The following is a 13,282-nucleotide window of genomic DNA, read 5'->3' as shown; positions in this document are numbered from 1 at the left end:
TCTGTGCTATCTTCCATGACTTTACCGGGTTCGTCTCATGCGCCGCCGTGGTGACGCCGGTCCATGACAACAACAAGGAGAAGCGCCCATGTCCAAGGGGCAGAGTCTGCAAGATCCGTATTTGAACGCCTTGCGCAAAGAACGCGTTCCGGTCTCGATCTTTTTGGTGAATGGTATCAAGTTGCAAGGACAGATCGAATCGTTCGACCAATTCGTCGTGCTGCTGAAGAACAACGTTAGCCAGATGATCTACAAGCACGCGATCTCGACCGTGGTGCCAACCCGTAACGTCAAGCTTCCGCAGCCGCAAGAGGATGCGATTGAGGAGGACGAAGACTGATCGCGCCCTTTGCACAGCCACGCCCACCGCTTTCACGCCACCGGCTGGGTCTGGCGCTGCCTGCCTCTGGGTGGCCGCATGTTTGAGCGCCCCAAGGCGGGTGAACGCTCGCTGCTGGTCCAAATCGCGATGGGCCAGAGCGTCGAGGCCGATGCGGTCGAGGAGTTTCGGCTCCTGGCCCAGGCGGCCGGGGCCGAGATCGTCGGCACCTTGGGCGGCTCCCGCGAGACGCCGGATCCACGCCTGTTCATCGGCTCGGGCAAGGCCGATGAGCTGCGCGCGCTGGTCGCGGCCACGGCGGCCGAGCTGGTGATCTTCGATCACGCGCTGAGCCCGGCTCAGGAGCGCAATCTGGAGCGCCTGCTCGCCTGTCGCGTGGTCGACCGCAGCGGGCTGATCCTGGATATCTTCGCCCAGCGCGCGCGCTCGGCCGACGGCAAGCTGCAGGTCGAGCTGGCGCAGCTCAAGCATCTGTCGACCAGGCTGGTGCGCGGCTGGACCCATCTGGAGCGGCAGAAGGGTGGCATCGGGCTGCGCGGACCCGGTGAGACCCAGCTCGAGACCGACCGCCGACTCCTGGGTCGGCGCATCGCACTGCTCAACGACAGGCTCAGCCATGTCGAGACCCAGCGCGAACAGGGCCGCCGCGCCCGGGATCGCGCCGAGGTGCCGACGATTTCGCTGGTGGGCTATACCAACGCCGGCAAGTCGACCCTGTTCAATCGCCTGACCGAGGCCGGGGTCTTCCAGGCCGATCAACTCTTTGCCACCCTCGACCCGACACTGCGCCGGTTGCCGCTCCCTCATGGTCCGGCGGCGGTGCTGGCCGATACCGTTGGCTTCATCAACGGCTTGCCGCATGAGCTGGTCGCTGCCTTTCGTTCGACACTGCAGGAGACGCGTGAAGCGACACTCCTGTTACAGGTAATCGATGTCGCTTCGCCGGAGCGCGAGCGCCGTATCCGGGATGTCGAGACGGTCTTGACCGAGATCGGTGTGCAAGACTGTCCGCAATTGTTGGTCTACAACAAGATCGATCTGGTTGCGGATCATCCACCGCGCTTGGACCGCGATGCCAAGGGACAGGTCTGGCGCGTCTGGATGTCGGCGCAGACCGGCGCGGGCGTGGATCTGCTGATGCAGGCCCTGAGCGAACGCTTGCGCGGTGAGCTGGTGCATGAATCCCTGCTGCTTGGCCCAAGTGATGGCGCCCTGCGCGCCTGGTTGTTCGAGCACGCCCGCGTCCTGCAAGATGCGGGGACCGAGCAGGGCGGTTGGCGCATGGATGTCGAGCTTTCGCGTCAGCAGTTCGAGCGCTCGCTGCAAGGCGATGCGCGCTGGTGGCGGTGCCGGCTCGAGCCCCAGGACGGCGCGTCAGCATCGGCAACGGAACGAGCGGACGCGAATGCGGTCTTGGATCAGGTTAGCGGTGGCTAACGGGCGCAGGCTCATCCGTGGCTGAGCGCCCGGCGTTGTCGGATATGGCTGTGGCCACGTACAATGCTCGGTTTTGGTTTGGTTCCCTTCCTTGATAAGCAAGGAGGGGGCGGCACTTTCTTAACAGCGGCGTCAATCGTCGGCTGGCAATGGACGCACCGGTGACCTGGTGTGCTCCCGCCGGCCTCACGACACAACAGAGCGTAATCGGAGCAAGTATGGCCTGGAATGAACCGGGAGGTGGCAACCGGGACCCCTGGGGTAACAACCAGGGCGGCCCTGGCAATCAGGGCGGGCCGCCTGATCTCGACGAGATCGTGCGCAAGCTTCAGGAACGGGTCAGTGGCCTGTTCGGGGGCAAAGGTCCGAGCGGTGGAGGCGGTGGCCCAAGCCCCCGCGACCTCAGCCTGAAGGTGATCGGTATCGTCGTCGCCGGCCTCTTTGTCGCCTGGCTCTTGACCGGTATCTATATCGTCGACCCAGCCGAGCGTGGTGTCGTGTTGCGTTTCGGCGCCTATGTCAAGACCACCGCTCCGGGGCCGCATTGGCGTATACCCTGGCCGATCGAGCGCGTCGAGATCGTCAATGTGGACGAGATCTCCTCGTTCAGCCATAAGGCCGCGATGTTGACCCGCGATGAAAACATCGTCGACGTCGAACTCACGGTGCAATCACGTATCCAGGACGCCTCGAACTATCTGTTCCAGGACCAGGCCCCGATGAAGACCCTGCGTGACGCGACCGAGACCGTGGTGCGCAAGACTGTCGGCGGCGCCAAATTGGATTTTATCCTCACCGAGGGGCGCGGCGCGGTAGCTGACATGATTCAGCAGGGCGTGCAAAGCCTGGTGGATGAGTACAAGACTGGGCTGATCGTCACCTCAGTGAACATGCAGCCGGCGAAACCGCCGGAGCAAGTCAAGGACGCCTTTGACGATGCCATCAAGGCGCGCGAGGACAAGGAGCGTCTTGAGAACAAGGCCGAGGCCTACGCCAACGAGATCCTGCCACAAGCGCGTGGTGAGGCGGCGCGGGCCACTGCCGAGGCGAAGGCCTATCGGGATCGTGTTATCGCATCGGCCGAAGGTGAAACCTCGCGCTTCAATGCGATACGTTCCGAATTCGAGAAAGCGCCGGAGGTCACGCGCGAGCGTCTTTATCTAGAGACGATCGAATCCGTGCTGAGCGGCAGCAACATGGTGCTGATCGATGTGCCGCAGGGCAACAGTCTCATGTATCTGCCACTGGACCAGATCATGCGAAAACAGTCGGCAACGACCTCGTCGCCTCGCACCTCGATGCTCGATGGGGCCGATTCGAATCAAGATAGCTCGCGGTCGACGTCGTCTCAGATGCGTGACGTGTCCCGCGACCGGAGTTCGCGCTGATGGATGACATCAAGAAGATTTTGACCCCGATCGCCGTCGCTTTGCTGGCGCTGATTGTCTTTGCGTCGGTCTTTACCGTGCAGCAGTGGGAGACGGCGATCAAGCTGCGACTCGGTGAGATCGTCAAGAGCGACTATGATCCCGGCCTGCATCTGAAGGTGCCGGTGCTGAACAACATCATGCGCTTCGATGCGCGTATCCAGACCCTCGACTCGCGGCCACAACGGTTCCTGACGATCGAGAAGAAAGACGTCATCGTCGATTCCTATACCAAGTGGCGGATCAACAACGCGGCCCAGTTCTTCCGCTCCACCGGGGGCGACAGCGCGCGTGCCGAGCGGCTGCTCTCGGAGCGCGTCAACACCGAGCTGCGCAACGAATTCGGTAAGCGCACCATCCAGGAGGTGGTCACCGAGGACCGCATCGCGCTGATGAAGGCGCTGACCAAGGTCAGTGATACCCAGGCCGCCGAGCTGGGCGTCGAGGTGCTCGATGTGCGCGTGAAGAAGATCGACCTGCCTCCCGAGGTGAGCGAGTCGGTCTATAACCGCATGCGCGCCGAGCGCGAACGTGTCGCCCGTGATCTGCGCGCCAAGGGCGCCGAGGCCGCGGAGCGCATTCAAGCCGACGCCGATCGCCAGCGCACGGTCATCATCGCCGATGCCTATCGCGAGGCCGAGGAGACCCGAGGTCTAGGTGATGGTCGGGCGGCGGAGATCTACGCCACGGCCTACCAGCGCAATCCGAACTTCTACGCCTTCTATCGGAGTCTGGACGCGTACCGTCGGACCTTTGCCCAGAAAGACAGCACGCTGGTGCTGTCGCCGGACTCGGAGTTCTTCCGCTTCTTCAACTCCCAAGATCCAGGTGCCGCGGCCGCCTTGAGCGGTGCGGTCAACTTCCCGGGAACGGGCTCGACCATGCCTTGATCCGCTCCCGGATGGCGGTCGACAGGCCCGGTAGCCGAGCTGCCGGGCCTTGTTTTTGTCCCGCCCATCGGGATTGCGCCCCCCCTCGATCTGACCCGCCGCATGGACAGCTCGACATGGTTCTGCAATCATCGCGCGATTCTTCATTTCCACGACGTTCGCTACCGCACCGGTTGATCCATGTGGCATGCCTTGCTGCTGGCACTGTCCCTGATGCTCGTCATCGAGGGGTTATTGCCCTTTCTCGCTCCCAATGGTTTCCGCCGGCTGTTGTTGCAGGTTGCTGCACAGGATGCCCGCCAGCTGCGCCTGTCGGGACTCCTGAGCATGCTCAGCGGCGTCGCACTCCTCTACTTGGTCAACTGAGCCTCATCCCATGAACGACGAGCGTTGGCTGTTGCCGACTGGCATCGAAGAAGTGCTGCCCGCGCGGGCGGCCGAACTGGAGCGTCTCAGGCGCTGCCTGCTCGACCTCTATCAGCGCTGGGGCTATGAGCTGGTCATCCCGCCATTCATCGATTATCTGGACAGCTTGCTGACCGGCACCGGGCGGGATCTGGATTTGCAGACCTTCAAGCTGACCGATCAGCTGAGCGGGCGCATGCTCGGGGTGCGCGCCGATATGACCCCGCAGGTCGCGCGCATCGACGCCCATCATCTGCGCCGCGAGATTTCCACCCGGCTCTGCTATCTCGGCACGGTCTTGCACACGCGCACCGATGGTTTCGCCGGCACCCGCAGTCCGCTGCAGATCGGTGCCGAGATCTATGGCCACGATGGGCCCGCGAGCGATGTCGAGGTGTTGCGCCTCTTGGTCCGCACCCTGGAGACCGCAGGGATAGAGTCGCCGCACTTGGATCTCGGCCACGTCGGCATCTATCGCGGACTGATCCAGCAGGCGGGGTTGACGCGCGCCGACGAGCTGCGCTTGTTCGATGCGCTGCAGCGCAAGGCCAGCGCCGAGATCGAGGCGATCATTGCCGAGACTGGGGTCGCTGGACCGGTCGGCGGCATGCTGCTGTCGCTCGTCGAACTCAATGGCGAGGACGCCTTGACGCGCGCGAGTTCAGCCTTGCGCGCGGCTGATCCGCAAGTGCTCAAGGCGCTCGAGCGGCTGAAGGCGGTGGCCGAGGAACTCTCGCATTGGCTGCCGGGGCTTCCGGTGCATTTTGATCTGGCCGAGCTGCGCGGTTACACCTACAAGACCGGGGTGGTGTTCGCCGCCTTCGCGCCGGGTTGGGGCCTGGAGATCGCGCGCGGTGGGCGTTATGACGACATCGGACAGGTCTTCGGCCGGGCCCGGCCGGCCGTGGGCTTCAGCGCCGATCTCAAGGGGTTGATTGCACTCTCGGCCCGGGCTGCGGATGATGAGGCCCGCCCGGGCGCCGTGCTCGTGCCTTGGGACCCCGATCCCGCCCTGCAGCGCGCGGTCGAGCACTTACGCGCGCAAGGCCGCCAGGTGCTCCATGAGCTGCCCGGGCAGCGCGGGACCCCGCGTGACTACAATTGTTGCGAGCGACTGGCTCAGGTCGATGGCGTCTGGCAACTGGTGCCAGACGAGGCCCTTTGAGACGGTCCCGCGAGGAGAAGAAGAGGAATCCATGGGTAAGAACGTCGTCGTGATCGGCACCCAATGGGGTGACGAAGGCAAGGGTAAGGTCGTTGATCTGTTGACGGAGCGCGCCGATGCGGTGGTGCGCTTCCAGGGCGGCCATAATGCCGGCCACACGTTGGTCATCGATGGCGAGCAGACCATCCTGCACCTGATTCCCTCGGGCATCCTGCACCCAGGCGTGCGTTGCCTGATCGGCAATGGGGTGGTGCTCTCGCCCGAGGCATTGCTCACCGAACTCGCGATGCTCGAGCAACGCGCGATCCCGGCGCGCGAGCGCATCGGCATCAGCCCCGCCTGCGCGCTGATCTTGCCGCATCACATCGCGCTCGATGCCGCGCGCGAGAAGGCGCGCGGCAATAAGGCCATCGGCACCACCGGGCGCGGTATTGGCCCAGCCTATGAAGACAAGATCGCGCGCCGCGGCATCCGTCTCGGCGAGCTGGCCGATCCCACGCTGTTCGAGGAACGGCTGCGCGAGGTGCTGGATCAGCACAATTTCGTGCTGCAGCGGCAATTCGCGGCGGAGCCGATCGATTTCCAGCACAGTCTGGACGAGGCTATGACTCAACGCGAGCAGATCCTGCCGTTGATGGCCGATGTCAGCGGCGAGCTTGCGCGCCTGCGCGCCGCAGGGGCCCACGTTTTGTTCGAGGGCGCCCAAGGATCGCTGCTGGACATCGATCATGGCACCTATCCCTATGTGACTTCATCGACCACCACCGCCGGTGGCGCGGCCAGCGGCAGCGGGGTCGGTCCGCTCGACTTGGACTATGTGCTCGGGATCGTCAAGGCCTACACCACCCGTGTCGGCGGTGGCCCCTTCCCGACCGAGTTGGATGATGCCGAGGGTCAGCAGCTCGGCGCGCGCGGGCATGAGTTTGGGGCTACCACTGGGCGCAAACGCCGCTGTGGATGGCTCGACATGGTGGCGCTGCGACGGGCCTTCATTGTCAACAGCATCTCCGGGCTCTGCATCACCAAGCTCGATGTGCTCGACGGCATGGAGCGGCTACGCATCTGCGTCGCCTACGAACTCGACGGCCGGGAACTGGAGGCGCCGCCCATCACCGCCGATGAACTCGAGCGCTGCACGCCGCGTTACATCGAGCTGCCGGGTTGGCAGACCTCGACGGTCGGCGCCGAGTCGCTCGACGCCTTGCCGAAAGAGGCGCGGGCCTATTTGGACGCCCTCTCCGAACTCGGCGGCGTGCCGATCGATCTGGTTTCGACCGGGCCCGATCGTGCTCAGACCCTGATGATTCGTGATTCCTTCGATGATTGAACGCGGCCGCCTCGGCGCCCGGTCATGTCCCTAGCGGAGCGCAGCGATGCTCGATACCACCCTGGTCAAAGAAAGCCTCAGTTTGATGGCGATCGGCATGGGGACTGTCTTCAGTTTCCTGCTGTTGCTGGTTTTGTTACTCCGGATCATGTCCTGGCTGGCGCATCGCTTGTCTCCGCTGGAGGCGCAAACACTGCCAGCGACGCCGATGGCGCCGATGACTGAGCAGGCGGCGGACGCGGAGCTGATTGCGGTGATCACGGCCGCCGTCACCCGCTATCGATCGCGGTGGCGGCCATGACTCCGGCATCCAACCTGACGTGGAATCCAACCTGGAACCTAGGCTCATGAGCGAACCGACACCTCTCGGCATCACTGATCTCGTGCTGCGCGATGCCCACCAATCCTTGTTGGCGACGCGGATGCGACTCGAGGATATGCTGCCGATCGCGCCCAAGCTCGATCAGGTCGGCTACTGGTCGCTGGAGACCTGGGGCGGGGCGACCTTCGATGCCTGCATCCGCTATCTCGGCGAGGACCCTTGGGAGCGCCTGCGCGCCTTGAAGGCGGCGATGCCGAACACGCGCCAGCAGATGCTGCTGCGCGGCCAGAATCTGCTCGGCTATCGCCACTATGCCGACGATGTGGTCACAGCCTTCGTCGAGCGCGCGGCCAAGAACGGCGTTGATGTGTTTCGCATCTTCGATGCGATGAACGATTTGCGCAATCTCGAGCAGGCCGTTCGCGCCGCGCTCGAGACCGATGCCCATGCCCAGGGCACCATGTCCTACACCGTCAGTCCGGTGCACGATATCGACTATTGGGTCGAGATGGGCAAGCGGCTCGAGGACTTCGGCTGCCATTCGATCTGCATCAAGGACATGGCCGGGCTGCTGCGGCCCTACGTCTGCGAGGAGCTGATCACCCGCCTCAAGGAACACTGCGCGGTGCCGATCGCGCTGCATTGCCATGCCACCACCGGCATGAGTACCGCGACCTACATCAAGGCCGCCGAAGCTGGCGTCGACGTGGTCGACGCCGCGATCTCGTCGATGAGCATGACCTACGGCCATTCGCCGGCCGAGTCGCTGGTCGCCATCCTCGATGGCACGCCGCGCGACACCGGCCTCGACCTGATGCTGCTCGAGGAGATCGCGGCCTATTTCCGTGAGGTGCGCAAGAAATACGCGCGCTTCGAGGGCTCGCTCAAGGGCGTCGATTCGCGCATCCTGGTCGCCCAGGTGCCGGGTGGCATGCTCACCAACATGGAGAATCAGTTGCGCGAGCAGGGCGCCGCCGAACGCATGGATGAGGTGCTCGCCGAGATCCCACAGGTGCGCGAGGATCTGGGCTTCATCCCGCTGGTGACGCCGACCTCGCAGATCGTCGGCAGTCAGGCCGTGCTCAATGTCCTCATGGGTGAGCGCTACAAGAGCATCACCAACGAGACCGCCGGCGTGCTGCGCGGTGCCTATGGCGCCACGCCCGCGCCGGTCAACGCCGAGCTGCGCGCGCGCGTGCTCAAGGATGGCGAGGAGCCGATCAGCGGCCGGCCGGCCGATGACTTGGCACCGGAGATGAAGCGCTTGACCAAGGAGCTTGGTGGCATTGCCAAGGAGCACGGCATCAAGCTCGCCAAGGCGGCGGTCGACGATGTGCTGATCTATGCCATGTTCCCGCAGGTGGGGCTGAAGTTTCTCGAGCATCGCGGTGATGCCTCGGCCTTCGAGCCGCCACCCTGGGACATCGAAGACGCAGCACCGGCACCGGCCCCTGCGGCGCCTCCCGCCGCGACGCCGGCTGGCGCGCCGGCGGCCAGCACCGAGCCCGAGTGCTATCACGTCGAGGTCAATGGCAAGGGCTACGATGTCACGGTGTCGCCACAGGGAGCGGTCGAGCGTGTGCGCTCCACCGAGACCGCCGATGAGGTCTCGACCATCACCGAGGGGCGCGTGGTCACCGCGCCGATGGCCGGGACCATCGTGCGCGTCGAGGTGCGCGTCGATCAGACTGTCGCGTCGGGCGATGTGCTGCTGGTGCTCGAGGCGATGAAGATGGAAACCGAGGTGCGCGCGCCATCGGCGGGCCGGGTCGGCGATATCCGCATCAAGGAGGGTGACGCGGTGGCGCTCGGCGCGCCGTTGCTCGCCTTGGGCTGAGTCCATGGATGCATTGCTCACTCTGTGGGAGTCGACCGGCGTTGCCAACCTCGGTTGGCAGCAGGCGCTCATGGTCGTCATCGGCTGCGGGCTGATCTACCTGGCGATCGCGAAGAAGTTCGAGCCCTTGCTGCTGGTGCCGATCGGTTTTGGCGCCGTGCTCTCCAATATCCCGGTGGCCGGGATCGGCGGCCCCGATGGTCTCTTCGGGATGATCTACAGTGTCGGTGTCCAGACCGGTATCTTTCCGCTGCTGATCTTCATGGGCGTTGGCGCGCTGACCGATTTCGGCGCCTTGATCGCGCGGCCCTCGACCCTGCTGCTCGGTGCGGCGGCGCAGTTCGGGATCTTCGCCACCCTGATCGGGGCGGTGGCGTTGAATGCCTTGCCCGGGTTCAATTTCACGTTGCAGGATGCCTCGGCGATCGCGATCATCGGCGGCGCCGACGGGCCGACGGCGATCTTTTTGGCCTCGCGGCTGGCGCCCGATCTGCTCGGGGCGATCGCGGTCGCGGCCTATTCGTACATGGCCTTGGTGCCGATCATCCAGCCGCCGATCATGCGCTTGTTCACCACCAAGAAGGAGCGCGCCGTGGTAATGGAGCAGTTGCGCCCGGTCTCACGCCTGGAGCGCATCTTCTTCCCCTTTGTCGTGATGATCCTCTGCGGGCTGCTGCTGCCCTCGGCGGCGCCGCTGATTGGCATGCTGATGTTCGGCAATCTGCTGCGCGAGAGCGGCGTGGTGGAGCGCCTCAGCCGGGCGGCGCAGAACGAGATCATCAACGTGGTTACCATCATGCTCGGACTCGCGGTCGGCTCGCGGCTCTCGGCGGAAAAATTCCTCGCCATCGAGACCTTGGGGATCTTGGTGCTGGGGGCGTTGGCGTTCTCGATCGGCACCGCCGCTGGCGTGTTGATGGGCAAGATCATGTACCGGGCCACGGGCGGTAAGGTGAATCCCTTGATTGGTGCCGCAGGTGTCTCGGCGGTGCCCATGGCCGCGCGCGTGGTCAATCGGGTCGGTCTCGAGAGCAATCCACACAACTTCTTGCTGATGCACGCGATGGGGCCGAATGTGGCCGGTGTCCTCGGCTCGGCTGTTGCGGCCGGTGTCCTGCTTGCTTTGACAGGAGGCTGATCTTGACAGCGCTACGCTCCCCGTTTTATATTTGAAGGCTTATGTCGGTCTCTTTTCCGGATCTTCTCGACCCCCGAAAAGCGGTTGCACAGCGCTCGGTGTTCGAGGGCGAGATGGCGATGGTGCGCCTGCCCCGTTTATCCAAGCTGCTTTGGCAAGGTGAGGATTCGCGGGCATCGAGCAGCGCGAAGGCATTGAATGCGGTGCATTATCGGTTCGAGTTCGGTCGCGACGCCGATGGACGTTCGAGTGTTCTAGGCCAGGTCGCCGCTAAGCTGCCATTATGCTGTCAGCGGTGTTTCGAGCGCTACGACCTTGTTGTCGATACAGCGGTTAGTCTCGCCCTGGTCGAGGGCCTCGACGAGGCCAAGGCCCTGCCAGCGCAGTACGAGCCGCTCATGATCGAGGATCGGTTGATGCGCGCCTCCGATCTCATCGAAGACGAGCTGATCTTGGCCGTTCCAGCGATACCTCGACATCCGGAGGGCCAGTGCGAGCCACCGCCGGTGCCGAGCACGGTCGCCCCATTGGCCGATATCGAGCGCGACGGACGCTCGTCGCGGACGGATCGCCAGCGGCATCCATTTGCAACCTTGGCGGCGCTGAAGACACAACGAGACGACACTGAAAGTCAGGACTAATCGCGACCCACGCGGAGATCGAAATGGCCGTTCAACAAAATCGCAAGACCCCCTCGAAGCGCGGTATGCGCCGCTCGCACGACGCGCTCGCGCGCCCAACCCTCTCCGAAGATGGCACGACCGGTGAGATCCACCGCCGTCATCATGTGACTCCGGACGGTTTCTACCGCGGTCGCAAGGTGATCGATAAGGACGGTTGAGGTCCTCCGCTCATTTGCCTGACGCATCCGGGTTGGCTGTTGGCTAGCTAGGCCCGTCGAACGGCTGCGTCGCGATCATTGTTAGCGCGTCCAGCGCGTTTGCAAGCAGGCACGATCCCTCAGGAGACACCGATTTGGCTGTTCCACAGACCTTTGCGTTGGATGCCATGGGTGGCGATCATGGTCCCGAGGTGGTGGTGCCATCCGCGATGCGCTTTCTTGGCAAGCGCCAGGATTGCCGCTTGATCCTGGTTGGCCGGGAAGATGCGATTGCTAAGCATCTGCCGCGTTGGGCCGCGCATGACGAGCGCGTACTCATTCGCCATACCTCACAAGAGGTGGCAATGGACGAGCTTCCCTCGAAGGCGTTGCGCGGCAAGAAGGATTCATCGATGCGGGTCGCCATCGATCTGGTCAAGCAGGGTGAAGCCGATGCCTGTGTCAGTGCCGGCAATACGGGCGCGTTGATGGCAACCGCGCGATTCGTGCTCAAAACCTTGCCGCATATCGATCGGCCCGCGATCATCACGGCCATTCCGGCGCTCGAGGGACAAACGCACATGCTCGATCTGGGTGCGAACGTGGATTGCACCGCCGAGCACCTGTTCCAATTTGCCGTCATGGGCAGTGAGTTCGTGCGCGCCGTGCAGGGGCTGACGATGCCACGCGTGGGGCTGCTCAACATCGGCGAAGAGGAGATCAAGGGCAATGATCAGGTGCGCGCGGCACATGAGCTGCTTGCCGCAAGTTCATTGAACTATGTCGGTTATGTCGAGGGTGACGATATCTACATCGGCGAGGTTGATGTCGTCGTTTCCGATGGCTTCGTCGGCAATGTTGCGTTGAAGGCCAGCGAAGGTGTTGCCACGCTCATTGCGCAGATGCTCAAGCGTCGTTTCGGCCGCAACCTGCTGAGTCGTCTGTCCGGTTTGGTGGCACTGCCCGTACTGCGCGGATTCCGCACTGATGTCGATCCGCGCCGTTATAATGGGGCGAGCCTGCTTGGACTGCGTGGGATCGTGATCAAAAGCCATGGGGGTGCCGACGAACTGGCGTTCGAACATGCGTTGCGCATCGCGGATCAAGAGGTTCGCTCGCGGGTTATCGCGCGCATCGAGCGCGAGGTCGAGGCGCACTTAGGCGAGGCGCGCGCGCTGTCATTGCAACCATCCGCGCGGGTGTCGGCGTGAGCCGGTATACGCGCATCCTCGGCACCGGCAGCGCCTTGCCAGCCAAGGTCATGACCAACCAGGAACTGGAGCGCTTGGTCGACACCTCCGATCGCTGGATTCGCGAACGCACGGGTATTCGACAACGCCACATCGTCGCGGACGATGAGACCTGTGTCGATCTGGCGGAGCGCGCGGCACGCGCGGCCTTGGAGGCCGCCGGGGTCGCGGCCTCGGAGCTGGATCTCATCGTGGTGGCGACGACCACCCCGGATCAGACCTTTCCGAGCAGCGCCTGTCTGCTGCAAGAGCGCCTAGAGAGCCATGGCTGTCCCGCGTTCGATGTGCAGGCCGTCTGCACTGGCTTTATTTACGCCTTGGCCGTGGCTGAGAAGTTCATTGCCACCGGCAGCGCCAAGCGCGCCCTGGTGGTTGGTGCCGAAACCCTGTCCCGTATCCTCGACTGGACCGATCGTGGGACCTGTGTGCTCTTCGGCGATGGGGCTGGGGCGGTGGTCATTGGTGCCGCCGATGAGCCGGGAATCATCTCGACGCACCTGCATGCCGATGGCGCCTATCGGGAGCTGTTGCAGGTGCCGGCTGGCATCGGCAATGGCGGCAATGGCTCGCCGTACATGCAGATGAAGGGTAACGAGGTGTTCCGCGTTGCGGTCACCACCCTGGGGGCGATCGTCGACGACACCTTGGCGGCGAATCATATGACGCGCGCCGATATCGACTGGTTGGTTCCGCATCAGGCCAATCTGCGCATCATCCAGGCGACCGCCCGCAAACTCGATCTAGCGATGGAGCAGGTGGTCGTCACGGTGGCTGACCATGGCAACACCTCGGCGGCCTCGATCCCGCTCGCGTTCGATCGGGCCGTGCGCGATGGGCGCATCCAGCGCGGGCAGACGGTGCTGATGGAGGCCTTTGGCGGCGGCTTTACCTGGGGCTCGGCGTTACTGCGCTACTGACCATTGG

General features: G+C 64.0%; 14 protein-coding genes. All 14 read left to right on the top strand.

Features of this window, described 5'->3' with window-relative positions; genetic code table 11:
* Positions 1 to 88: 88 nt before the first annotated feature.
* The 14 genes from hfq (at position 89) to CCR82_RS03175 (ending at position 13,275) form a co-directional block, all read left to right on the top strand.
* Complete coding sequence (gene hfq / locus CCR82_RS03240; protein ID WP_201243922.1) at positions 89 to 340, top strand: RNA chaperone Hfq; 252 nt, start codon at positions 89 to 91, stop codon at positions 338 to 340.
* A 78-nt stretch (positions 341 to 418) separates the two neighbouring features.
* Positions 419 to 1,777, top strand: a complete 1,359-nt coding sequence (gene hflX, locus CCR82_RS03235; RefSeq protein ID WP_201243921.1) for a ribosome rescue GTPase HflX — start codon at positions 419 to 421, stop codon at positions 1,775 to 1,777.
* 218 nt (positions 1,778 to 1,995) lie between these two features.
* Positions 1,996 to 3,165 carry an FtsH protease activity modulator HflK gene (gene hflK / locus CCR82_RS03230; protein WP_201243920.1) on the top strand — a complete coding sequence of 390 codons (1,170 nt, stop codon included), beginning with the start codon at positions 1,996 to 1,998 and terminating at the stop codon, positions 3,163 to 3,165.
* The gene (hflC, locus tag CCR82_RS03225; RefSeq protein WP_201243919.1) at positions 3,165 to 4,094 is read left to right on the top strand and encodes a protease modulator HflC; all 930 of its coding nucleotides are present in this window, start codon (positions 3,165 to 3,167) and stop codon (positions 4,092 to 4,094) included. The genes hflK and hflC overlap by 1 nt, the downstream gene beginning before the upstream one ends.
* Positions 4,095 to 4,274: 180 nt before the next feature.
* Positions 4,275 to 4,460, top strand: coding sequence for a DUF2065 domain-containing protein (locus CCR82_RS03220; protein ID WP_201243918.1), 186 nt, complete (start codon positions 4,275 to 4,277; stop codon positions 4,458 to 4,460).
* A gap of 10 nt (positions 4,461 to 4,470) precedes the next feature.
* The gene (locus CCR82_RS03215; protein WP_201243917.1) at positions 4,471 to 5,664 is read left to right on the top strand and encodes an ATP phosphoribosyltransferase regulatory subunit; all 1,194 of its coding nucleotides are present in this window, start codon (positions 4,471 to 4,473) and stop codon (positions 5,662 to 5,664) included.
* Positions 5,665 to 5,695: 31 nt separating this feature from the next.
* Positions 5,696 to 6,991: an adenylosuccinate synthase gene (locus CCR82_RS03210; RefSeq protein WP_201243916.1), complete on the top strand. Its 1,296-nt coding sequence runs from the start codon at positions 5,696 to 5,698 to the stop codon at positions 6,989 to 6,991.
* Positions 6,992 to 7,037: 46 nt separating this feature from the next.
* A complete protein-coding gene (locus CCR82_RS03205) occupies positions 7,038 to 7,292 on the top strand; it encodes an OadG family protein (protein ID WP_201243915.1) in 255 nt (84 codons plus the stop codon).
* A 46-nt stretch (positions 7,293 to 7,338) separates the two neighbouring features.
* Positions 7,339 to 9,150, top strand: coding sequence for a sodium-extruding oxaloacetate decarboxylase subunit alpha (gene oadA / locus CCR82_RS03200; RefSeq protein WP_201243914.1), 1,812 nt, complete (start codon positions 7,339 to 7,341; stop codon positions 9,148 to 9,150).
* A gap of 4 nt (positions 9,151 to 9,154) precedes the next feature.
* Complete coding sequence (locus CCR82_RS03195; protein ID WP_201243913.1) at positions 9,155 to 10,288, top strand: sodium ion-translocating decarboxylase subunit beta; 1,134 nt, start codon at positions 9,155 to 9,157, stop codon at positions 10,286 to 10,288.
* Positions 10,289 to 10,329: 41 nt separating this feature from the next.
* Positions 10,330 to 10,929, top strand: coding sequence for a YceD family protein (locus CCR82_RS03190; RefSeq protein WP_201243912.1), 600 nt, complete (start codon positions 10,330 to 10,332; stop codon positions 10,927 to 10,929).
* Between the two features lie 23 nt (positions 10,930 to 10,952).
* Positions 10,953 to 11,129 (top strand): 50S ribosomal protein L32, encoded by a 177-nt coding sequence (gene rpmF / locus CCR82_RS03185; protein ID WP_201243911.1) that lies wholly within the window; start codon positions 10,953 to 10,955, stop codon positions 11,127 to 11,129.
* A 134-nt stretch (positions 11,130 to 11,263) separates the two neighbouring features.
* Entirely contained in the window at positions 11,264 to 12,319 is a 1,056-nt protein-coding gene (gene plsX / locus CCR82_RS03180; RefSeq protein ID WP_201243910.1) for a phosphate acyltransferase PlsX, read from the top strand.
* Positions 12,316 to 13,275: a beta-ketoacyl-ACP synthase 3 gene (locus CCR82_RS03175; RefSeq protein ID WP_201243909.1), complete on the top strand. Its 960-nt coding sequence runs from the start codon at positions 12,316 to 12,318 to the stop codon at positions 13,273 to 13,275. Before plsX ends, CCR82_RS03175 begins: the two co-directional genes overlap by 4 nt.
* The last annotated feature ends 7 nt before the right edge of the window (positions 13,276 to 13,282 follow it).

This window comes from Halochromatium salexigens (genome assembly GCF_016653295.1).
Taxonomy (GTDB): Bacteria; Pseudomonadota; Gammaproteobacteria; order Chromatiales; family Chromatiaceae; genus Lamprobacter; species Lamprobacter salexigens.
This window is presented reverse-complemented; position numbering and strand designations above follow the sequence as displayed.